The organism is Priestia sp. TRN 1309 (genome assembly GCF_050846875.1).
GTDB lineage: Bacteria > Bacillota > Bacilli > Bacillales > Bacillaceae_H > Priestia > Priestia zanthoxyli.
In genome coordinates this window covers 1,200,391-1,219,525 of sequence record NZ_JBOZGM010000001.1, presented here as the reverse complement: position 1 = coordinate 1,219,525, position 19,135 = coordinate 1,200,391, and the positions used below count along the sequence as shown (strand labels likewise).

The 19,135-nt window shown below is 39.4% G+C and carries 27 protein-coding genes; 8 read left to right on the top strand and 19 right to left on the bottom strand.

Going from position 1 to position 19,135, the window contains the following annotated elements; genetic code table 11:
• Nucleotides 1-14 precede the first annotated feature (14 nt).
• Complete coding sequence (locus tag ACRPLQ_RS06735) at nt 15-1,013, bottom strand: NADP-dependent oxidoreductase (RefSeq protein WP_028409240.1); 999 nt, start codon at nt 1,011-1,013, stop codon at nt 15-17.
• Between the two features lie 128 nt (nt 1,014-1,141).
• Here ACRPLQ_RS06735 and ACRPLQ_RS06730 point away from each other — a divergent pair, with 128 nt between their 5' ends.
• Both ACRPLQ_RS06730 and ACRPLQ_RS06725 read left to right on the top strand, forming a co-directional pair.
• Nucleotides 1,142-1,369: a hypothetical protein gene (locus ACRPLQ_RS06730; RefSeq protein WP_013057853.1), complete on the top strand. Its 228-nt coding sequence runs from the start codon at nt 1,142-1,144 to the stop codon at nt 1,367-1,369.
• Between the two features lie 242 nt (nt 1,370-1,611).
• The gene (locus tag ACRPLQ_RS06725; protein WP_432235824.1) at nt 1,612-2,070 is read left to right on the top strand and encodes a GyrI-like domain-containing protein; all 459 of its coding nucleotides are present in this window, start codon (nt 1,612-1,614) and stop codon (nt 2,068-2,070) included.
• Nucleotides 2,071-2,098: 28 nt separating this feature from the next.
• On the opposite strand, the gene ACRPLQ_RS06720 is transcribed toward ACRPLQ_RS06725, so the two are convergent.
• Nucleotides 2,099-2,572 (bottom strand): hypothetical protein, encoded by a 474-nt coding sequence (locus ACRPLQ_RS06720; protein ID WP_432235823.1) that lies wholly within the window; start codon nt 2,570-2,572, stop codon nt 2,099-2,101.
• Nucleotides 2,573-2,670: 98 nt separating this feature from the next.
• Nucleotides 2,671-2,796 carry a hypothetical protein gene (locus tag ACRPLQ_RS06715; protein WP_016764808.1) on the bottom strand — a complete coding sequence of 42 codons (126 nt, stop codon included), beginning with the start codon at nt 2,794-2,796 and terminating at the stop codon, nt 2,671-2,673.
• Nucleotides 2,797-3,095: 299 nt separating this feature from the next.
• Between ACRPLQ_RS06715 and ACRPLQ_RS06710 the strand changes: the two genes are divergently transcribed.
• On the top strand, nt 3,096-3,980 hold the full coding sequence (locus ACRPLQ_RS06710; RefSeq protein ID WP_432235822.1) for a YitT family protein: 885 nt from the start codon (nt 3,096-3,098) through the stop codon (nt 3,978-3,980).
• Nucleotides 3,981-4,017: 37 nt separating this feature from the next.
• On the opposite strand, the gene ACRPLQ_RS06705 is transcribed toward ACRPLQ_RS06710, so the two are convergent.
• The 9 genes from ACRPLQ_RS06705 to ACRPLQ_RS06665 form a co-directional block, all read right to left on the bottom strand.
• A complete protein-coding gene (locus tag ACRPLQ_RS06705) occupies nt 4,018-4,776 on the bottom strand; it encodes a cytochrome c oxidase assembly protein (protein ID WP_432235821.1) in 759 nt (252 codons plus the stop codon).
• Nucleotides 4,769-5,251: a DUF2243 domain-containing protein gene (locus tag ACRPLQ_RS06700; protein WP_047750497.1), complete on the bottom strand. Its 483-nt coding sequence runs from the start codon at nt 5,249-5,251 to the stop codon at nt 4,769-4,771. Before ACRPLQ_RS06700 ends, ACRPLQ_RS06705 begins: the two co-directional genes overlap by 8 nt.
• Nucleotides 5,252-6,320: 1,069 nt before the next feature.
• Nucleotides 6,321-6,731 (bottom strand): disulfide oxidoreductase, encoded by a 411-nt coding sequence (locus tag ACRPLQ_RS06695; protein ID WP_028414446.1) that lies wholly within the window; start codon nt 6,729-6,731, stop codon nt 6,321-6,323.
• Nucleotides 6,731-7,438 carry a DsbA family protein gene (locus ACRPLQ_RS06690; protein WP_432235820.1) on the bottom strand — a complete coding sequence of 236 codons (708 nt, stop codon included), beginning with the start codon at nt 7,436-7,438 and terminating at the stop codon, nt 6,731-6,733. The genes ACRPLQ_RS06695 and ACRPLQ_RS06690 overlap by 1 nt, the downstream gene beginning before the upstream one ends.
• A 36-nt stretch (nt 7,439-7,474) precedes the next feature.
• Nucleotides 7,475-8,326 carry a M56 family metallopeptidase gene (locus tag ACRPLQ_RS06685; protein ID WP_028414448.1) on the bottom strand — a complete coding sequence of 284 codons (852 nt, stop codon included), beginning with the start codon at nt 8,324-8,326 and terminating at the stop codon, nt 7,475-7,477.
• A gap of 3 nt (nt 8,327-8,329) precedes the next feature.
• The gene (locus tag ACRPLQ_RS06680) at nt 8,330-8,743 is read right to left on the bottom strand and encodes a BlaI/MecI/CopY family transcriptional regulator (RefSeq protein ID WP_028414449.1); all 414 of its coding nucleotides are present in this window, start codon (nt 8,741-8,743) and stop codon (nt 8,330-8,332) included.
• Between the two features lie 84 nt (nt 8,744-8,827).
• Nucleotides 8,828-8,965 carry a YvrJ family protein gene (locus ACRPLQ_RS06675; protein WP_028414450.1) on the bottom strand — a complete coding sequence of 46 codons (138 nt, stop codon included), beginning with the start codon at nt 8,963-8,965 and terminating at the stop codon, nt 8,828-8,830.
• Between the two features lie 55 nt (nt 8,966-9,020).
• Entirely contained in the window at nt 9,021-9,233 is a 213-nt protein-coding gene (locus ACRPLQ_RS06670; RefSeq protein ID WP_013057867.1) for a DUF2922 domain-containing protein, read from the bottom strand.
• A 15-nt stretch (nt 9,234-9,248) separates the two neighbouring features.
• The gene (locus ACRPLQ_RS06665) at nt 9,249-9,467 is read right to left on the bottom strand and encodes a DUF1659 domain-containing protein (RefSeq protein ID WP_013057868.1); all 219 of its coding nucleotides are present in this window, start codon (nt 9,465-9,467) and stop codon (nt 9,249-9,251) included.
• A gap of 118 nt (nt 9,468-9,585) precedes the next feature.
• Here ACRPLQ_RS06665 and ACRPLQ_RS06660 point away from each other — a divergent pair, with 118 nt between their 5' ends.
• On the top strand, nt 9,586-10,029 hold the full coding sequence (locus tag ACRPLQ_RS06660; RefSeq protein ID WP_028414451.1) for a hypothetical protein: 444 nt from the start codon (nt 9,586-9,588) through the stop codon (nt 10,027-10,029).
• 38 nt (nt 10,030-10,067) lie between these two features.
• On the opposite strand, the gene ACRPLQ_RS06655 is transcribed toward ACRPLQ_RS06660, so the two are convergent.
• Together ACRPLQ_RS06655 and ACRPLQ_RS06650 are read right to left on the bottom strand one after the other, a co-directional pair.
• Nucleotides 10,068-10,214, bottom strand: coding sequence for a hypothetical protein (locus ACRPLQ_RS06655; protein ID WP_165351766.1), 147 nt, complete (start codon nt 10,212-10,214; stop codon nt 10,068-10,070).
• A 157-nt stretch (nt 10,215-10,371) separates the two neighbouring features.
• Entirely contained in the window at nt 10,372-11,694 is a 1,323-nt protein-coding gene (locus ACRPLQ_RS06650) for an AlbA family DNA-binding domain-containing protein (RefSeq protein ID WP_165636502.1), read from the bottom strand.
• A gap of 148 nt (nt 11,695-11,842) precedes the next feature.
• Between ACRPLQ_RS06650 and ACRPLQ_RS06645 the strand changes: the two genes are divergently transcribed.
• Nucleotides 11,843-12,397: an HAD-IIIA family hydrolase gene (locus tag ACRPLQ_RS06645; protein ID WP_047750495.1), complete on the top strand. Its 555-nt coding sequence runs from the start codon at nt 11,843-11,845 to the stop codon at nt 12,395-12,397.
• Here the strand turns inward: ACRPLQ_RS06645 and ACRPLQ_RS06640 are convergent.
• Nucleotides 12,348-12,923: a poly-gamma-glutamate hydrolase family protein gene (locus ACRPLQ_RS06640; protein ID WP_034267864.1), complete on the bottom strand. Its 576-nt coding sequence runs from the start codon at nt 12,921-12,923 to the stop codon at nt 12,348-12,350. The genes ACRPLQ_RS06645 and ACRPLQ_RS06640 overlap by 50 nt on opposite strands.
• Nucleotides 12,924-13,160: 237 nt before the next feature.
• Between ACRPLQ_RS06640 and ACRPLQ_RS06635 the strand changes: the two genes are divergently transcribed.
• A complete protein-coding gene (locus ACRPLQ_RS06635) occupies nt 13,161-13,694 on the top strand; it encodes a TetR/AcrR family transcriptional regulator (RefSeq protein ID WP_165636501.1) in 534 nt (177 codons plus the stop codon).
• On the top strand, nt 13,691-14,017 hold the full coding sequence (locus tag ACRPLQ_RS06630) for a DMT family transporter (protein ID WP_013057875.1): 327 nt from the start codon (nt 13,691-13,693) through the stop codon (nt 14,015-14,017). The genes ACRPLQ_RS06635 and ACRPLQ_RS06630 overlap by 4 nt, the downstream gene beginning before the upstream one ends.
• 97 nt (nt 14,018-14,114) lie before the next feature.
• On the opposite strand, the gene ACRPLQ_RS06625 is transcribed toward ACRPLQ_RS06630, so the two are convergent.
• Nucleotides 14,115-15,692 carry a peptide chain release factor 3 gene (locus ACRPLQ_RS06625; protein ID WP_028414456.1) on the bottom strand — a complete coding sequence of 526 codons (1,578 nt, stop codon included), beginning with the start codon at nt 15,690-15,692 and terminating at the stop codon, nt 14,115-14,117.
• A 242-nt stretch (nt 15,693-15,934) separates the two neighbouring features.
• Entirely contained in the window at nt 15,935-16,132 is a 198-nt protein-coding gene (cspD, locus tag ACRPLQ_RS06620) for a cold-shock protein CspD (protein ID WP_013057877.1), read from the bottom strand.
• 327 nt (nt 16,133-16,459) lie between these two features.
• Between cspD and ACRPLQ_RS06615 the strand changes: the two genes are divergently transcribed.
• Complete coding sequence (locus tag ACRPLQ_RS06615; protein ID WP_432235819.1) at nt 16,460-17,182, top strand: DUF421 domain-containing protein; 723 nt, start codon at nt 16,460-16,462, stop codon at nt 17,180-17,182.
• 66 nt (nt 17,183-17,248) lie between these two features.
• On the opposite strand, the gene ACRPLQ_RS06610 is transcribed toward ACRPLQ_RS06615, so the two are convergent.
• Together ACRPLQ_RS06610 and ACRPLQ_RS06605 are read right to left on the bottom strand one after the other, a co-directional pair.
• The gene (locus ACRPLQ_RS06610) at nt 17,249-18,736 is read right to left on the bottom strand and encodes a hypothetical protein (RefSeq protein WP_432235818.1); all 1,488 of its coding nucleotides are present in this window, start codon (nt 18,734-18,736) and stop codon (nt 17,249-17,251) included.
• A 92-nt stretch (nt 18,737-18,828) separates the two neighbouring features.
• Complete coding sequence (locus ACRPLQ_RS06605; protein WP_016764823.1) at nt 18,829-19,005, bottom strand: hypothetical protein; 177 nt, start codon at nt 19,003-19,005, stop codon at nt 18,829-18,831.
• Nucleotides 19,006-19,135: the final 130 nt, after the last annotated feature.

Here is a 19,135-nt window from a genome sequence, read left to right as displayed (position 1 = left end):
CGGTTTTTTTACGCTTATTCTGCTACTTTTACAAGCTGTTTTCCTAAGTTTGCTCCTTCGAATAACCCAAGGAACGCTTCAGGTACATTTTCAAAACCTTCTACAACGTTTTCGCTGTACTTGATTTTTCCTTGCTGCACCCATTCACCTAACTGCTTAATGCCTTCAGGGAATTTGTCTGCATAGTCGGCTACGATAAAGCCCTTCATTAAAGCACTGTTAATTAATAAAGGTGTTTGAACACGTGGTCCAACATCTTGTTTTTCTAAGTTATACAGTGAAATTTGGCCGCAAAGTGGAATGCGCGCAAATTTATTTAATAAGCTAACAACTGCATCTGAAATCTCTCCGCCGACGTTTTCAAAGTAAACATCAACGCCATTAGGACACGCTTCTTTCAATGCTTCTTTCACATTTCCTTTTTTATAATTAATCACTTCATCAAATCCGAGCTCATCTTTTAAATAAGCAATTTTATCTTCAGAACCTGCGATGCCGACAACACGTGCGCCTTTAATTTTAGCGATTTGACCAACAACAGATCCAACAGCACCTGCTGCACCGGAAACGACTACTGTTTCGCCTTCTTTTGGCTGACCGATTTCAAGCAGTCCAAAATAAGCTGTGAGACCAGGCATACCAAGAACGCCGATAGCCGTTGTAATTGGCGCTAGCTCTGGATCAACTTTCTGTAAGTTTTTTGCTTCTGCGGCTGAATAGCGTTTCCAAGGAAGCATACCTGTCACGATATCGCCTTCTTTAAAGCGATCTGATTTTGATTCCGTTACGCGTGCTACAATGCCGCCTGCAAGCGGTGCGTTTAGCTCAAATGGAGGTACATATGATTTTGTATCGTTCATGCGTCCTCTCATATACGGATCAACAGAAAGGTAAAGTGTTTGAACAAGTACCTCGCCTTCTTTCGCTGTAGGCATTTCAATTTTTTCGTATTTAAACGTATCTTTTGTTGGCATTCCCTTTGGGCGTTCTGCTAATAAAATTTGTTCATTCATCGATATCGCTCCTTTTTATTTCTCTGTTTTTTGTAAAATGTGCTAAACTTACCTTTGTTATTTTAAATTATATATTGTGCACAACGCAAAAAATATGATTGTGCAATAACACCGAAGGAGAAAAAGACATGGAGCTAATTCGCTGTAAAGAAAATGTTGTTAAAAAACTAAACGAGTTTGTTGAAGTAACTCCCCCCGTTATTTTGTTTAAAAAAGGCAATATGTATCCGATTAAAATGGATATCAACTATAACTGGATTGCCACGGATGAACAAGGTCATGAGCATATTGTCGCTTCAAACACAAAGAATGTGCAGGACGACTACTGGTTTAGCTACCATTTTGACTTATATTAAGGAGTTTCCCGGATTTACTCTTCGTAAACGTTATATAAATAAAGTGTTGTATTAGTAAAAACAGCGTACTAATTCGCGCGCTGTTTTTATGTAATAAATAGAGCAACTTAAGCATGTGTTTGAAGCTTTGCTCATGTTCCATTTTCTGCATCGATATCTACTTAAGATTATGTTACAATCACGGTAAAGTAATTTATGATTGATAGAATAAAAGCTAGAGCTTGAAAAATTCGAGGTGGATTATGCAAGGTAAAGTTGTATATAAAGAAGGATTTTCAGTGATAGGCATAGCAAAAAACGGAGAGTATCAAAAAGAGAATCTTTTGAAGCAAATACTTAAAGAAAAAGAAATGATTACTTCTTCAAAAGAACCTCATATGATTACAGGCATTTGCATGGCTCCGAAAAGAGAAAATTATTTTTATATTGCAGGTACAGAAGTGGCTGATACGGCTTGTATTCCAAGCGGTATGAGCGTTCATACGTTTCCTTCGTTTACATACCTGCAGTTTAAACACAGAGGTCCCATTACATCGCTTGGGTCGACGTATAACAGCATCTGGAATGAATGGCTGCCGAACTCTTCTTACAGCATGATTGAAGGTCCTGCTCTTGAAATTGTAAATACAGCTATACACAGCAATTTATATAGTGATACATATGAAATGGATATTTATATTCCCATAAAGCTTGGACATTAAAAAAGGTGAACTTACGTTCACCTTTTTCCTATTTTTGTAGCTGTTTATATAAATGATAAAGAGTAAAAACGCACTCTGGATGCCGCTCTTTATGGTTAAAAAAGCCATGGGGAAACATGAATGAAAGATTCCCTTTTTCAATTCCGGTCACATACTTGTTTTCCATAAGCGGATATTCTTTCACAACCCAGCGCGCTTCATCAATCGTAGAAGTAACCACCTCACCAAAGTATACGCCCATACACTCTTCGAATTCTTCTTTTGTCATCGAAAAATAGTCAAAACAATTGCTGTCTTCTAGATCATAGTAAAGAAGCTCTAATATTTTCAAACTTTCATCTGTAAAATCAACGGTGAATTCAGCTACCGCTTTGCTTATTTCATGAATGTGATTCATGCACTGTTCGCGCACTTGATGATAGTAATAGCTAGCTTCAAACTGATGTTCACACGTCACTAGCGATTCTCCGTATGATGCTGTTAGATCATGATGTTTGCTCATGCTGACACCTCCACGCTAAGCTTATGGAGCAAGTATAACATTAACCAAGCTACTATTGAGCATCTTCCATTAACAACCTATCCGCGGCAATATTAGGTTCACTTTTTACTCATTATTCTGCCGTACACAAATCCTCCGCTAACAAGAAGAATACCGCTAATTAATACGCTGCTTAAAAAGATTTGCGAGTGCATCAAGTGATTATACATCATCCACACGCTCATTTCGTCATCTCCTTTTGGCCTTTTTTAACTAGTATCCCCGATTTTCTTACCGCACATGCCGGCATTTTCATCATTTTTTCATCAAATCCCTATATAGTGAAAATTGTGAAGCCAACTTTTTTTCATCGTTTTACTCTTTAAAAAGCCTGCTTATGACTCTAAAGCAGGCTTTTTTTATAGAGTGAAACAAGTAATTAAGCCGTCTATCCCCACTAATTGTGCACAGTAAGGTATAATTAAAGATAGTTTCACTTTTCTAAAGTGAGAAATACATAGGAGACATCAAAGGAGACATGCAAATGACAGAAATCGAAAAAGCGAAAATTCAGCACCGAAAGCTGTCCAAGGGACAGGTATTTGGAAGGGCCATCGCTATTGCGATTGGTGCCCTGCTCATGGCCACAGGACTTGAAATCTTCCTTGTTCCAAACCACGTTGTTGACGGAGGAATTACCGGTATTTCCATCATGCTTTCGCATATTACCGGCGTAAATCTAGGAATCTTTCTTTTTGTACTAAATCTTCCGTTTGTATTTATCGGGTACAAGCAAATGGGAAAAACATTTGCCCTTTCCACTATTTTTGGCATACTGGTTGTATCCATCTTAACTTCTAGGTTTCATGATGTCCCCGCGTTTACCGCAGACGTTCTTCTTGCTACCGTTTTTGGAGGGATTATTCTCGGAATTGGAATTGGACTCGTCATTCGCTACGGCGGAGCGCTTGACGGTACGGAGATACTTGCCATTTTAATCAGTAAAAAAATTCCGTTTTCTGTAGGAGAAATTGTAATGTTTTTCAACTTCTTCATTTTAGGAGCAGCGGGATTTGTGTTCACGTGGGACCGCGCCATGTATTCCATCCTTGCGTACATCATTGCCGCTAAAGCCATTGATACAGTTGTAGAAGGATTGGAAGAATCAAAATCAGCTTGGATTATTAGTGATCATTCTGATGACATCGGCGATGCGATTAATGCGCGTCTAGGTCGAGGCGTTACCTATTTGCACGGTGAAGGTGCTTATACGGGCGATGATAAAAAGGTGATTTTCTGCATCATTACGCGCCTTGAAGAATCAAAGCTAAAAACCATTGTTGAAGATTTTGACCCTACTGCCTTTTTAGCCGTTGCAGATATTACCGAAGTCCGCGGCGGACGCTTTAAAAAACGAAACATTCACTAAAAAAACGCGCAGAAAGCATGATGCTTTCTGCGCGTTTTTATGTAAAAGAGACTTTTTGAACCCGCTTAAACCATTCATAACAAAGAAGTACAATTAAACATAAGTCGATTAAATCGCCTCCGTAATACATCAGCATAGCCCCTTGCTGCGCCTCTTCTGCCGAGACGTGCATAGGCGGGTGAGCGTACACATATTTTGATAAAATACCGTGAGCGGCAAGAGCAAGAACCAATACGAACGCTCGGTGCGTAAAAGCTTTTTGATGCGGCGAAGGATCAATTGAAATCATCGATACGGTGAACAAATAGCCGGCTAAAAATACGTGAATATGTACAGCGACATGCACGAAAAAAGAGTGATGCATCATGCCATACAGACTTGTTGTATAAAGAAGCCAAAGTCCTCCTACGTTAAGAACAGAAGCTGTCACCGGACTGCTGATGAACCGAACAAACCGCCCTTTTAAAAATTTTGACACCTTTCTGGCTGCATGAACCGGAAGCGTGCGAAGCAGCAGCGTAAGAGGTGCTCCTAACGCCATTAAAAGCGGAGCTAGCATACCTAAAAGCAAATGCCCCGTCATATGCGCAGTAAAGTCCATATGAGCACGGGCTGCGAGCGGTCCTGCTACAGAAGATATGGCGCATAAAATACCAAGTGTCCAGCTGGACGTCCTATATAATGACCATTTTCTATACGTTACATTTGAAGACGTTACAGCCCACATGTATAAAAAAAAGGCAGCGGCAAAAGGCAAGGCTAATAAAAGCTGAGATAGTACTTCATATTTAATCATGATGTGCACCTTGTTTACGTGTAAACCATGTTAACATGATGCCAATAAGCAGCATCAAACATGCAAGTACATTCCACGTAATGTCGTAAGGTGCAATCTTCACTCCGTACCGAATTTGGTGAAGGCCCATAAGCTTATGCTGAACGGTCCCGTCATAAAGCTGAAACGCCCCGGCTCCAAGCAATACTCCTCCTATCCACCTTTTCACCCACCAGCCGCCCCGGCGCCTTAGATCTGCCACCATAAAAAGTGATGCGATTGTAGCGAACCAGCTGAATGCATGAAACAAACCGTCCGACACTAAACCAGCGGCCGTTGTGGACTTATCATAAAAATGATGCCAATGAAGCAGCTGATGAAACACTGCTTCATCAATAAAAGCAACTAACCCTACGCCAAACAAAAAGCCTGACCAGCTATTTCGAGCGCGGTGAACCACGCGCTGATTTGCAGTTGCTTCGTGCTTCTTTTCCATATATATATCCCTCCCTGCCAGTTCTTTAAGTTTATATCGATTCTAATGAACGTATACCCTATTAAAGAGAAATGAATCTATAATATGGAAAAATAGGAGCTATATCCTAATCTCGTTTTCACTATCTTTTCACCATAAAGGTATAGGATAGTATTTGCGAAGCCAATTAGCATATTTTTTCATAGTTTTACTCCCTTTCTAATGACCTGTTTCCCCAAAACAGGTCTTTTTTATATCCCGCTTCTCTTTTCACCATTTTTTCACCATAAAGGTATAGGATAGTACTTGCGAAGCCAATTAGCATATTTTTTTCATAGTTTTACTCCTTTTGAAGACCTGCTTCCCCAGAGCAGGTCTTTTTTTATATCCAGTTTCTTTTTTCATCATTTTTTCACCATAAAGGTATAGGATAGTACTTGCGAAGCCAATTAACATATTTTTTCATAGTTTTACTCCCTTTCTAATGACCTGTTTCCCCAAAACAGGTCTTTTTTATATCCTGCTTCTCTTTTCATCGTTTTTTCACCATAAAGGTATAGGATAGTACTTGCGAAGCCAATTAGCATATTTTTTTCATAGTTTTACTCCTTTGTGAAGACCTGCTTCCCCAGAGCAGGTCTTTTTTTGTTTGATGTTTCTTTTCACTGTTTTTTCACTATTGGGCGGTAAGATAGTACATGTAAAGCCAATTAGCATATTTTTTCATAGTTTTACTCCCTTTCTAGTGACCTGTTTCCCCAAAACAGGTCTTTTTTTATTTTTTCTAAAAGCTTCCATCTTTTCACCGTTTTTTCACTTTTCTTTTGTATACTAAGTTTGTCAAAGCAATTTCATCATTTTTCATAAATGACCCCTATTTATTCCCCGCTTTTTGTGAGCGGGGCTTTTTTTATAAGAAAAGCATATTTTTTAAAAAAGCTTTTCTCTTTTCACCGTTTTTTCACTTTTCTTTTATATACTGTTCTTGTCAAAACAATTTCATCATTTTTCATAGATGTACCCTATTTGCACCCGCTTCTTGTAAGCGGGACTTTTTTTGTTTTCAGATAAAAAAAGCTTAACCCGGAGGTTAAGCTTTTTTCATCTGCTTGCGAAGAACAAGCATCATAATCGTAATAATGGTAAACGCAATAAACGCTAAAAAAGGAATGGTGATAAATCCAAGCCAGTTAATATATTGACCTGAGCAAGGAACACCGCTTGTACACGTTTCAAATGCTTTAAGAGCCGGTATCTTCTGCAGGCAATAATGATAGCCTGAAAGCGCCATACCAATCACCGAAAACGGCAGGACGTATTTGTAGATGAACGTATCATTCCGGTACACGGCTACACCTAGCACAATCGCGAGCGGATACATTAAAATTCGCTGATACCAGCAAAGTTCGCACGGGATGAAGTGAAGAACTTCACTAAACGTCAAGCTTCCAAGCATCGCGATAAGCGCTGTAATCCACCCGAAAACCAAAGACTTGTTCATTATTTGTTCTCCTTAGCCGCATCTTTGACCATTTGATCAAAGTCATCGATTGTTTTTCCTTCGAATTTTTTGCCGCCTACATAAATGGTTGGTGTACCTGTGATGCCTAAGTCATTGGCTGTCTTCATATCTTGATTAAACGCATCTTTTCCTTTTCCGTCTTTAAATGCACTCGCTACTTTTTTCGCATCGGCATCGCTTGACACTTCTTTCAGCGTATCTTCTAAGTAGGATTCCGTTAAGACATCTTTCTTTTCGTCCGCTGCGTTTTGCTTTTTATAAAGAAGTTCATGGAATTTCCAAAATGTATCGTTTCCAAGCTCTTTGTATACCGTTTCGGCGAATTCTGCTGCACGAGAGGAGTCGTTGTTGATAAATGCATAGTTCATAAAGTAGAATTTCACTTTACCTGTATCCACATAATCTTTTTCAATCAGCGGGAAAAAGGATTCCGTGAAGTTTTTGCAAGCCGGGCATTTGTAATCTCCAAACTCTACCACTTCTACCGGAGCTGACTCTTTTCCAAGATACGGCTGATTATCATATGTAAGAGCGACCTTTTCATCTCCTCCGCCCTTTGACATATTCGAAAGGACGATTAACCCTAAAATACAGACCGCAATAATTCCAATCACCCAAAAAATCCACTTGCTTGAGGATGTTTGCTGATTGGGCGTTACTTTTTTCTTTTTCTTTGCTTTTGACACAATCTCATCTCCTTCTTTTCTTTCTCTCTTACAAACTTACAAAGCTGTTAGAGCTGTAAAAATCAGCGCACACAAAATAAAAAACACGTATAGCGACGTCAGCGTTAAAATAACAGGAGGCTGCATCGGCATTTTCGTTTCCGGATTTAAAATATATTGAATGCGATAATTAACCGACGTATCAGCAAACGATACGTGCGCACACGAGAGACTTGTCTGTCCCGTTTTCACCATTTTTAAAAGCGCGCTGCCGATGTGAGCAGGCGTGCCATTTTTCACAATGGCATCTTGATCAGCCAGCACTTCACGCATAACTTTGAAGCGTTTATGGCTCCATTTAATAAATGGAATATACCATAATGCAGAGGCAAGCGTACTTAGTAAAAACGTTTTGAGCGGGTCTTTGTTTGCAACGTGCGACTGCTCGTGATAAATAACGGCTTCGAGTTCATTTTCATCAAGCACCGACAGCAACCCTGTAGACAGGACGATATGCGGTGTAAACAGCCCCATCGTTAAGGCAATGGGCTGATCTGTTGTTAAGACCGTTAAATCCTTTCCGTACGCTTTTTGCAGGTCAGCCGTTGTTGTTTCATCTCGCAGCTTCGTAATCATTTTACGGACTTTCCGCATTTGAATCACTTGCTTTACAGCTTTAATGAACAGCACAAACATCGTGTGAAAAATAACGGCATTCAGCATGTATTCAATAAAAAACAAGCCGAAAAAGTGGGCTACTTTGTTACAAAGTAAAATTAAGTTAAACGATAAATTCCATCCAAACAGCAAATGCAGCACATACATCCCCATTTGCATAAGCAACGTCACGGCAATAAAAAAGCACAGGTTAAAAATAAGCTTAGAACGCTTTAGTATTCCTTGATTCATTGATTATTCATCCTTTTTTAACTGTTTGACTTTTGATTCGAGCATACTTAACAGTGAATCATCGACTTCTTCTAGCGCATCAAGCATATGAGTAACAGCAAGCGAGCCAAATTCATCGATCAATTCGTGCGTTAACTCTTTCGACTGAGCGTCGATAAATTCCTCTTTAGAAAGAATCGGCTGATACATCGACGTACGTCCTTTTAAACGCTTTTGCAACACGCCTTTTTCCACCAGTCGATTCATAACGGTCATAACGGTGTTGAAGTTAACTGTTTTTTCTTTCTCAAGCACGTGCTGCACGTCTTTAATGGACATTTCACTTCCGTTCCATAAAGCCGTCATAATTTTTGCTTCAAGCGGGCCAAAAAAGCGATTAAGGCCGGTTTCGTTAAATTTGAATTTTTCAATTTTCATATTCGACACCTCACACTACTAATTGTAGTGTGAGGTGTCAAATCCGTCAACTTTTCCATGACAACCGCCTTACAATTGTCATAATCACTTTTTTACTTCATCGGTTAAATGCTGAATGGACAGCACAACTGTATCGAGCTTGGCTTCGATTCGGTGAAGTAAATAAAGCGTCACCACAATAGGAAACCCAACGTCTGAAACAAGCGTAAACCACTCTGCCATCTTCCTCTCTCCTTTTAAAAAAGCCCTTCGCACCGAAGTGGAAGGACTTTCATTTTTAAATCGTAAATTCGGTTACATTTCGCTCGACAATTTGGGCGCCTTTTCTGGCAACGAGCGCTCCGCCGCTTGAAGTAAAGACATCGCTTGCGATCAGCGCGTTCATTGCTGCTGTGATGGCTGCTGCGTCTAACGTATCTTTTGGTGATTCAATCGATAGGCTTACTGCTTTTTGTGACTCATTCAAAAACTGCATCGTTAAAGTTTTCATACTCTACCTCTTTTCTTATTTTAAAAGTGAAAACGTGACAACTTCGTTGATTTCAACAAGCGGCAGCGACTGCAGGCTGGCGATGGTTTCGCTTGCTGTAATGAGTGCATCTGCAGAACTTCCGGGCTGAATGTTCATATAGGATTTTGTCTTTAAATCGGGTTTTCCATCCTCTTTTATTCCTTGTTCTAATACTAAGCGAAGCTGGCTTGAATGCTGAATTTTTTCTGCCATCTTTTATTCCCCCTTTCACTTTATATATAGAAATGGAAATAGGAAAGAGGGATGATGGAAACATAAAAATTTTTGGTTTATAATGGGAGATAGTCTGAGTTAGAAAGAGGCTTTGGTAATGAGAAAGTGGAGCTTTTTATTTTTTGTTCTAGCATTCATGCATCCAGCTTCAGCACTTGCTGATGACGGTGCAGATGAAAAAAAGCTTGGTCCGTTTTACTACACGGTTTCTCATGATTATAGTCGAGAAAAATGGGATGTAGGGGTGTTAAATCAGCAAGACAAAACGAACATTCCTGAGACTGATTTGAACGATGAAACGCTAAAACTGTTTCAAAGCACGGTTGATGATTTAGCAGAGCTCGCGATTCGATTTGCTGCTATGAGCGTACTGCTTGTATGTTCACTCGTTGTTTTTACGTACTTTCGCATTCAAAAAAAACGCCCTTTTCTCCGCTTGTTTTTTATTTTTTCAAGCGTTGGCTTTCTATTTTGCGTCTATACATCATTGGAGTTATTTAAAAAAACTGAACAAGCAAAATCTTTATTTTACTTACTATGACTTGAAACCAAAAAAAACCAGCCGATTGGCTGGTTTTTTCATGCATTTCTTACGGTTATGTAGTTCTGTTCATACGTCATTTCTTCCGTTTGCTTTTGCTGCTCCAAATGATAATAAGCAGCGCATACTCCTCCTAGACCAGCAAGTGCTAGGACAATTAGAAGTATGGATGTCGCTTTTTTCATTACTTTTTCTCCCCTTGTGTTTAACCCTACCTAGCAACGGCAGCTGTAAAAAAGAGTCCCCTTTCTCTTCTTTACTTGCTCATTACTTACGAAAGATATTATCATACTTTTTTTCATTTTTGTCATTTTTTTAGCTATTGTCAAAAAATTGTATATTTTATACTCGGTTTAACGAATGTTTAAGAAAGTCCATGGACTGGTTTTTTGAAAGGCCAAACGCCGTTACGATATAATCAACGTAGGCAAGAAGCTCGACGTTTCCCCCTAGTTTTGTTGTTTTAAATGATTGATTAAACCGATACTGCTTTTTATCTGAAAAGACGAGCCCTTCTTTCTCTAGAAATGTTTGAAACTGCTGATGCGGAAAGTAAAGCACATCATTTCGAACGTTCTCTAAATCAATTACAATAATCATGTCTTCGAGCTCAGTTTTTAGTTCCATCATACAATCGATGTATCCGCCGATGCAGCTGATTAAAGATGTAAGAAAAAAGGGGCCGTTTATATATTGAAACTGCTCAAAAATCGTCTCATCAATGTAGCTTGAAATGCTTGATTTCAGCACGTCATGAATTTGTTTTGGTTCTTCCATATACGGAATAGGAATGTGAAACTTAGCTGATCCGTTATAAAACTGCTCCCACGCAATTGTTTTATCGTATGCATCAATTACATCTGTGCTTCGAAAAATGATGGATTCCGCTGAATAAGAAGCTTTGACAAACGGTGTATGCAGCATCACCATACTCTCGTCGTCCAAACGATAGTGTTTTGGTTCGCTAGACTTGCTTAAAATATATTGCTTTAACCGTTCTTCTTCCATTTGTTCGATTAAATGCAAATCATATAGTGGCAGCACGTACATATTACACATCCCGTAATGAATATAGCTTTTCCCGTGCATCGGCCACTTTCTGTTATAGATAGACAGTTCTTTTGTGCAAAATTCCTCTATTCGCTGCGTTTGATCCTCCGATTTTTGATAAAGACGATCTAAATGATAGCGATCATCGATTTCCGTAACGGGAGATGTGCCGCTTCCAATTCTTCTGTAAATTTTCCCGTAAGACATGTACGGAGGGTTCGGACCTTCGGGAATCCAAATAACAAAGACACCTTGCCCGGGGTGATCTTCAGGTGATAAAAAGCGCGTAACGATACGAGGAATGGGGTTGGTGACATCTTTCAGCATATTATTAATAAACAGCTCATATTCCTTGCGCTCGAGCAGGTTAATGGAATGGTCGTCTTCATCTACGCCAAAAATAAGCCACCCTCCTTTTTCATTGGCAAACGAAGCGATGATATTTGGGATTTTCCGTTTGACCGTTGAGCTTACTTCGCGCTTGAACTCAAGCTGATAGCCTTCTTCTAAATGTTTTTCCATCATGCGCTGCACATCTGAAAACTCAATTTCTCCAATTGTTTTTTTCTTTCCGTCTTCGCTTATAAATGGTGAATAAAACGATTCTTCGTTCACTTGTCTTCCCCTCCTCACCACTTCTATTTAACTTATCCATATGATGAGAAGTAAAAAGACAGTCATATTTCTTTGATTTTTTTCAAAAAACAAAGTTTTTACCAAATTCATCCTGTTTTATATTATGATAGAAAAAGAGGTGAATAACATGATTGAAGCAATATTTTTAGACCGAGACGGAACGATTGGAGGCAGTAATGACATTCAATATCCAGGTGATTTTCAGCTGTTCCCCCAAGCAAAGCAAGCGATTAAAGACATAAAAAAACAAAACATTCCGCTGTTTTCCTTTACGAATCAGCCCGATGTTGCAAAAGGAAAGGTAAATAAATCACAGTTTATCTCTGAACTTTTAGCTTTTGGATTTGATGATGTTTACCTTTGTCCTCATGAAGATTCAGACGCCTGTTCGTGCCGCAAACCAAACCCCGGCATGCTGTTAAAAGCAGCGGAGGAGCACAGCTTAAATTTGGCTAACTGCATCGTGATTGGCGACCGGTGGAAAGACCTAGTAGCGGCCAGTGCAGCAGGCGCTCACTGCATTTTAGTGTTAACAGGTGCCGGGCATGACACGTTACATGAACGAGAAAAGTGGGCTGATGTACAACCAACTCTTATTGCAGCCGATATACAGAAAGCTGTTGAATTTATCTTTACATCACTGAGTTCACAGCCGATACTATCGCATTCACATACTCGTTGAACAGCTGCTCATCCTGTAATAATTGTTCATACTGCGGAGTGGTGATTTCAAGCTGCAGTCCTTTATGCCGCTGATTGTCGTTGGCGATATTTCGAGGTGAAACGCCTTTTAAATGTACGGGCGTTTCACTGATCGGAAAATTAGAAAGTGCTTGACGCACCGCTTTTTCTAACTTTTCGTCTCTTCCTCCAATATAAGTTGTGCAGACATCGCTATAGGCACCGTGAAGAGAAATTGTGATCTCTGATTTTTTCACAAGATGACGCGCCATTTCTTCATCGTAGTTTGCAGACGTAACATGTAATTCAAACGGATTTTCTGTTTTCAGCGTTTTAAATACATACACCGTTGCGTTCAGCTTTTCTGCTATTTTTTCCGCTACTTCTTCTGTCCCAATTTCCATCGTTCCTCCGTGAATCGCAAGCACGACAATTTCTCTCCGGCGAATGACACATTTTATTTCGTAATCAATTCCGGCTCGTTCGCACTGTGATAGTTCTTGAAAACTTTGATACACATCCCTCATCGGTTTCTTCACACCTTTCTTTTATCTTTCATATACCCAGGCTTTAATTTTCCTTTTTCTTCATATAGTAAAAGTAGTAAAGAGATTAACCCTTTGTTTACGCGTTCATTTTTGTTTTTATACTTTATATTTTAGTGTGCACAAAAAATTTTTTTGAAATTCGAAATAAAAGTATTGCCAAACAAACCGTCCAGACGGTAAAGTATTCTAGGGAAAATCAAAAAGGAGGAAATTCATGTGTCTACATATGATGATATATTGCTTGCGGCCACTCAGGTTGTGCAGCGTGACGGCGTTGGAAATTTGACGCTTGAAAAAGTAGCAAAAGAAGCCGGTGTTAGTAAAGGCGGCTTGTTGTACCATTTCTCATCAAAAGATGAATTGATTCAGCAAATGCTGCATTCAGTCACAAAGCAATATGATGACGGGCTACACGTGCAAATTGAACATGACGATGCTCCTGGCAAATGGAGCCGGGCTTATCTCGCTGAGACGCTTCATGACCTTCAGCGTGAACAAGCGATGAGCGCAGGGTTGCTTGCAGGTATTGCAACGAATCCTGAACTTCTGCAGCACCTTCAAAAACACTACAAAAAGTGGCAGCACCATATTGAACAAGATGGCATTGACCCTGTCCTTGCTACCATTGTGCGCTTAGCAGCCGATGGATTATGGTTCAGCCAAATGTTTGGGCTCGCACCCGTGGATCCAGACATGCAAAAACAGATTCAACAACAACTTCGGAAATTAACAGAGGAGGGTTTTCGATGAAAGCCTATTTATTTTTAGCAATTGCAATTAGTTCAGAGTTATTTGGTACATCTATGTTAAAAGCATCAAACGGATTTACAAAATTTTGGCCTAGTCTTGGTGTTTTATTAGGATTTGGTCTTGCTTTCTATGCGCTTTCCACATCGCTTCAGCACATTCCGCTCAGCGTTGCATACGCCATTTGGTCTGGTGTAGGAACTGCTGTAACAGCTGTGATTGGTGTAGTCATTTGGAAAGAAAGCGGCAGTCTTACGATGGTATTTGGCATCGTATTAATCATTGCAGGAGTCATTCTTTTAAATTTAAAATCAGTGGCTCACTAAAAAAAGAGCCAGTAAATACTGACTCTTAAGCAAAGGAGGAAAATCGACTGTCTACTTATGAAAGTAGTATGTATCGTTTTCCTTTTTTTATACACTTTTATAGATTAAACGGATCTAGGAATTTAACAGATGGATATTTGTCCTGGAACAAACGCCATACAAAATCGTTTTCAAACATAAGAACAGCATGCTTATCACGATCTTCTACTAGCATCACGCGAGAATCTAGCATGCGATCTTCAATTGTTGCTTTGTCTACCCATTTTGCAATGTTGTGAGACATGCGTGTGAATTCAAGATCGACATTGTACTCACCTTTCATACGATGTTCAAATACTTGGAACTGAAGTTCACCGACTGCTCCTAAAATATAATCTCCAAAGAACGGCGTACGGTAAAGCTGTACCGCCCCTTCTTGTACAAGCTGATTAATTCCTTTTTCAAAGTGCTTGGATTTCATTGCGTTTTTCGCACGAACTTTTACAAACAGTTCAGGCGGGAACTTTGGAAGAGCGTCGAATTCGAATACTTTTCCCTCTCCTACAATGGTATCGCCAATTTGATACGTACCTGAGTCATACAAGCCAATGATATCCCCTGGATACGCTGTGTCTACTGTTTCACGGCTTGATGCCAAGAACTGATGAGACTGCGCTAGCTTCATTTTGCGGTTCGTTCTTGCTAATGTTACGTTCATTCCACGCTCGAATTTTCCTGAACATACGCGTACGAACGCAATGCGGTCGCGGTGAGCTGGGTTCATGTTCGCTTGAATTTTAAAGATGAAACCTGAGAAGTTTTCATCCGTAGGCTGAACGGTGCCATTCGTTGATTCACGAGGCTGCGGCGGTGATGTTAATTGTAAAAATGAATTAAAGAAAGACTGTACGCCGAAGTTCGCAATCGCACTTCCGAAGAAAACAGGCGTTAATAAGCCTTGCTTTACTTTTTCAATTGAAAAATCATTACCTGCTTCGTCTAATAGAGATAAATCATCCACTAAGCCTGGTAAATACATTTCATCGACGTGTTTTTTAATTTCATCGTCGATATTTTCACCGTCAAAGTCTGCAAAATAAGACTCTTTGTTTCCTTGATACACTTCAATTTGCTTTGAAAAACGGTCATACGTTCCTTGGAATCGTTTCCCCATGCCAATTGGCCACGTTACAGGGTATGATTCGATACCAAGTACATCTTCAATTTCTTCAAGCAGCTCAAGCGGCTCTTTTCCTTCACGGTCTAATTTATTGATAAACGTTAGGATGGGAATACCGCGCATACGACAAACTTTAAAAAGCTTAAGCGTTTGTGCTTCAATTCCTTTTGTTCCGTCAATAACCATGACCGCACTATCTACAGCTGTTAAGGTACGATACGTATCCTCACTGAAGTCTTCGTGTCCTGGTGTATCCAAGATGTTAATAAAGTGATCTTTATACTCAAACTGCATAACACTTGATGTAACTGAAATTCCACGTTGTTTTTCAATTTCCATCCAGTCAGATGTAGCAAACTTGCCTGATTTTTTTCCTTTAACCGTTCCGGCTGAACGAATCATTCCGCCCAGTAACAGCATTTTTTCTGTTAACGTTGTTTTCCCGGCATCCGGGTGAGAAATAATGGCGAATGTACGACGTGAATCGACCATCGTTTCTTGAAGTTGGTTGCTCATACGTTTTAAAATCCTTTCTGCTCTACAATTCCTATTTTCATCATTTCATTATACGCTTTTTTTATACTGCGTGACTAGTTTTTTTCATATTTGAATACTTCTGCAAAATCAAAGAAATCGTCAACAAGGTGTAAAAAGCGAACAAGAAAAGACCCCTTTTATAAAAGGGGCCTTCTCCCAGTTTAGTTTAACGACCGACCAGAGAAACGTTCTGCTGATCGGCTTAAACTTTATAAAAAAAATTACTTTTGAACGTTAGCAGCTTGTGGTCCACGGTTGCCTTCAACGATTTCAAATGTAACTTCTTGACCTTCTTCTAAAGTTTTGAAACCTTCGCCTTGGATAGCAGAGAAATGAACGAATACATCGTCTTGTCCTTCTACTTCGATGAAACCGAAACCTTTTTCAGCGTTGAACCATTTTACTTTACCTTGTAACATATCTCTTTTCCTCCTTGTGTGACAATCCACACATTGTGTATTACTCTATTCCTGCTCTTACAATAAGTCAAGACGAACACTTCGAACTATCCTTACCGAACAAAAATAAGCACCTTTATTGTAACAAATCCTCCAAAAAATTTCAAAGGAATTTGCACATTCTTTTTGTTCGCTTCTATGCCTTACCTACAGCCTTTCTACCCCTTTTTAAGCAGCCGAATATGAACGAATTATCCGCACTTCTTCTTGATGTTTTTTCTTGTATAACGATCCTTTAAATGGATAACGCTATAGAGATAGATACTCTTTCTATTTATGAGAAAGCAGGTGACATCACAAGCGATGGAAGACATTCTTTTGTCCCTTCTTAGAACCTTTGTTTCTTTTATTATCTTAAGCATTACAACTTTCCTGATTGGAAAACAAATTAACACGCATAATAATCATTTTACATTTGCAATGTCCATCATTATTGGATCGTTCATCGCAAATATGGGATTTGATTTAAAATTAAAATTTCTGCCGATGTTTGCTTCTTTTGCTTTTCTTGTGGCCATTCATTTTCTTTTAGCATCAACAGCTCTAAAAAGCAGGCGCTTACGAAAATGGATTACAGGCCGCCCGACGGTTATTATGGAAAAAGGAAATCTTCTTGAAGCAAATATGAAAAAAGTCAAATATTCTATTGACGACTTGAATCAGCATTTACGAGAACTAGGAACGTTCAACATTGCTGAAGTAGAATTTGCTGTTTTAGAAGTAAGCGGAAAACTGTCAGTATTAAAAAAAGCGGCTTATCAAAACATTGCCAAACAGGACGTTTTGTCTAAGCCGTTTAAAGAAATGAATTTACCGGTAGAACTCATCATGGACGGAGAAATTATTCATAAAAATTTAACATCTCAATATACCGAACAATGGATCAACCTTGAGCTTTCAAATCGCCAGCTTCAGTTGAACCAAGTGCTGTATGCAGTTGTGTCAACAAACGGCATGCTCTATGTAGATGAGTATAAAGATCAGCTGTCCGCTCCTACAGACAGAGAATAAGGTTGAGACATAACTAAACGAGTTTGATTCTCCATAAAGAATCAAACTCGTTCGGATAAAATACGTTTACTGTGCCATTTCTTCAACTGTTCCTTCTTTTAAGCCATAATAGTTCCGCTCAAATCGCTTTATTTCTTGATCATAGCGGCGTACTTTTGCATCGGCTAGCTGGCGGCTTTGTTTTGTTTCTTCAAGCAGCTCGACCTGCTGATTAATTTGAAAAATAGTCGTCGTCAGCTCGTCTTGATAATCATAAATTTCATTTTGAATATCCACGCATACGGGCAAGCGATTTGCTAAAATAAAGTCCGTCATTTGCATAAGCACTTTTTTACGCTCTACTTCTTTCACTTTGCTTTTGACAGCTCGTTCTGCAGAACGGAACGTCAGCCTTACTTTAGAGAAGAAGTCACCTTTAATCGAAAGCTTGCGCTGCAGTTCTTCTACATCTTGTTTTAATGATTCATGCTCTTCAATCATTTTTTGAAGCACAAGCCCTCCGTTTAACGATGTGAGCTCCATTTCATCAAGCTGATGGCGAATGGCTGTTTTGAGCGTTTCAATTTGTTTCACCGTCTTTTTCTCCGTAGCGCGGAGCTGCTTAACATACTGCTCTGTTTTATAAATAAAGCTGTCTAACCGTTCACGATCAAACAGTGACTGCTCTTTCTTTTTTACATAATCTTGATACGTTGTGTGTACAGATGACCACTTGATCAATAGAGACTGATAATTCAACAGCTCATCCTGATGCTCAAGCTTGTACGTCCACATCAGCTGAACAACTACTAATAACAGCGGTAAAAACGTTCCAGCTTCTTTGCGTTTTGCAATAATTTCATGACTTTCAAAGCTCGCCATTAAAAAAAGCGGCGCATTCATACTAAATAGCAGTGCTGGCGGGTAATTAACGGGAATAAAGATACTCATTACGGTTGCCATAAGGCCTGAAATAGCAGGGTATGCGTGCGGAGGAAGCTGTTTGTATAGCTCGATTGTCCCTTTTTTTTGCAGCAGTTTCACAAGCGCTGCCTGCTGATATTCTCCTAATACATCAATCATTCTTTCCTGATACATGGGAGGAAGCTGCTCAATCCAATTCATCAGCTGCTGCTGAAACACAGCTTGCTGACGATTTGTAGCAATCATGTATTGCGAATCAATTAGATGAAAGAACAGTCGGATTTGATGGCGCATTACGTCTTCTAGCGTATGACAGCGTGCAATTGAAAACAGCTCATTGTATTTAGATACAAGCAAATTTCCAATGTTATCGCTTAACTCGTACAGCTCACCGTTTGTTGTAGCATGAGAAACGGGAAGTTCAAAAAACTTCGCCATTTCAAGCAAAATATGCAGATGCATGTCTACTTCAGGCTGTTTTTCAAGCAATTTCATTTCTTCTACCAATGATGCTTGAAAATCCGTATGCTCCGTATGCTGATACTGTGCTGACATTTCCGTATAAATGCGGTGGTCACATAACACATAAGCAGCTCTTAGGATATCGCCTTTAGACGTAAGCAACCCATACAATAACTGTTGTCCGTTCATCTTCACACCGTCCTTCATTAAATTTTCTTACTATAGCTTTCTATCATTTTATACTTTTTCTATAAATTCGATGCAATAGTTCAAATTTCCTGTTATCTTTCTTCTTGTTTCCTTAATACAAAAAGTGCCGTCCAACATGACATCAGCGCAGGCGGAATGGTCCAGGTCATATATCGCCACTCACCGGTCACAAGCGCCATAATGAGAAAGATGAGCGGAAAACCTATTAGTACTATGATAACACGTGCTCGGCTTACCGATTTTTTCATCGTGCATCGCCCCTTCTGTTCGTCCCTTATTCTTATAATACCCTTTCGCTTCTATAGCATTAAACACCTTTATAAACCGTTCGTACATTTCCTTGTTTTCTAGACAGTCTATGACATAAGTTTTAAAAAA

Excerpts from the sequence above, each read along its gene's own strand:
- ACRPLQ_RS06735 (WP_028409240.1), bottom strand. The coding sequence starts at position 1,013 with ATGAATGAACAAATTTTATTAGCAGAACGCCCAAAGGGAATGCCAACA.
- ACRPLQ_RS06730 (WP_013057853.1), top strand. The coding sequence starts at position 1,142 with ATGGAGCTAATTCGCTGTAAAGAAAATGTTGTTAAAAAACTAAACGAG.
- ACRPLQ_RS06725 (WP_432235824.1), top strand. The coding sequence starts at position 1,612 with ATGCAAGGTAAAGTTGTATATAAAGAAGGATTTTCAGTGATAGGCATA.
- ACRPLQ_RS06720 (WP_432235823.1), bottom strand. The coding sequence starts at position 2,572 with ATGAGCAAACATCATGATCTAACAGCATCATACGGAGAATCGCTAGTG.
- ACRPLQ_RS06715 (WP_016764808.1), bottom strand. The coding sequence starts at position 2,796 with ATGAGCGTGTGGATGATGTATAATCACTTGATGCACTCGCAAATCTTT.
- ACRPLQ_RS06710 (WP_432235822.1), top strand. The coding sequence starts at position 3,096 with ATGACAGAAATCGAAAAAGCGAAAATTCAGCACCGAAAGCTGTCCAAG.
- ACRPLQ_RS06705 (WP_432235821.1), bottom strand. The coding sequence starts at position 4,776 with ATGATTAAATATGAAGTACTATCTCAGCTTTTATTAGCCTTGCCTTTT.
- ACRPLQ_RS06700 (WP_047750497.1), bottom strand. The coding sequence starts at position 5,251 with ATGGAAAAGAAGCACGAAGCAACTGCAAATCAGCGCGTGGTTCACCGC.
- ACRPLQ_RS06695 (WP_028414446.1), bottom strand. The coding sequence starts at position 6,731 with ATGAACAAGTCTTTGGTTTTCGGGTGGATTACAGCGCTTATCGCGATG.
- ACRPLQ_RS06685 (WP_028414448.1), bottom strand. The coding sequence starts at position 8,326 with ATGAATCAAGGAATACTAAAGCGTTCTAAGCTTATTTTTAACCTGTGC.
- ACRPLQ_RS06680 (WP_028414449.1), bottom strand. The coding sequence starts at position 8,743 with ATGAAAATTGAAAAATTCAAATTTAACGAAACCGGCCTTAATCGCTTT.
- ACRPLQ_RS06675 (WP_028414450.1), bottom strand. The coding sequence starts at position 8,965 with ATGGCAGAGTGGTTTACGCTTGTTTCAGACGTTGGGTTTCCTATTGTG.
- ACRPLQ_RS06670 (WP_013057867.1), bottom strand. The coding sequence starts at position 9,233 with ATGAAAACTTTAACGATGCAGTTTTTGAATGAGTCACAAAAAGCAGTA.
- ACRPLQ_RS06665 (WP_013057868.1), bottom strand. The coding sequence starts at position 9,467 with ATGGCAGAAAAAATTCAGCATTCAAGCCAGCTTCGCTTAGTATTAGAA.
- ACRPLQ_RS06660 (WP_028414451.1), top strand. The coding sequence starts at position 9,586 with ATGAGAAAGTGGAGCTTTTTATTTTTTGTTCTAGCATTCATGCATCCA.
- ACRPLQ_RS06655 (WP_165351766.1), bottom strand. The coding sequence starts at position 10,214 with ATGAAAAAAGCGACATCCATACTTCTAATTGTCCTAGCACTTGCTGGT.
- ACRPLQ_RS06645 (WP_047750495.1), top strand. The coding sequence starts at position 11,843 with ATGATTGAAGCAATATTTTTAGACCGAGACGGAACGATTGGAGGCAGT.
- ACRPLQ_RS06640 (WP_034267864.1), bottom strand. The coding sequence starts at position 12,923 with ATGAGGGATGTGTATCAAAGTTTTCAAGAACTATCACAGTGCGAACGA.
- ACRPLQ_RS06630 (WP_013057875.1), top strand. The coding sequence starts at position 13,691 with ATGAAAGCCTATTTATTTTTAGCAATTGCAATTAGTTCAGAGTTATTT.
- ACRPLQ_RS06625 (WP_028414456.1), bottom strand. The coding sequence starts at position 15,692 with ATGAGCAACCAACTTCAAGAAACGATGGTCGATTCACGTCGTACATTC.
- cspD (WP_013057877.1), bottom strand. The coding sequence starts at position 16,132 with ATGTTACAAGGTAAAGTAAAATGGTTCAACGCTGAAAAAGGTTTCGGT.
- ACRPLQ_RS06610 (WP_432235818.1), bottom strand. The coding sequence starts at position 18,736 with ATGAACGGACAACAGTTATTGTATGGGTTGCTTACGTCTAAAGGCGAT.
- ACRPLQ_RS06605 (WP_016764823.1), bottom strand. The coding sequence starts at position 19,005 with ATGAAAAAATCGGTAAGCCGAGCACGTGTTATCATAGTACTAATAGGT.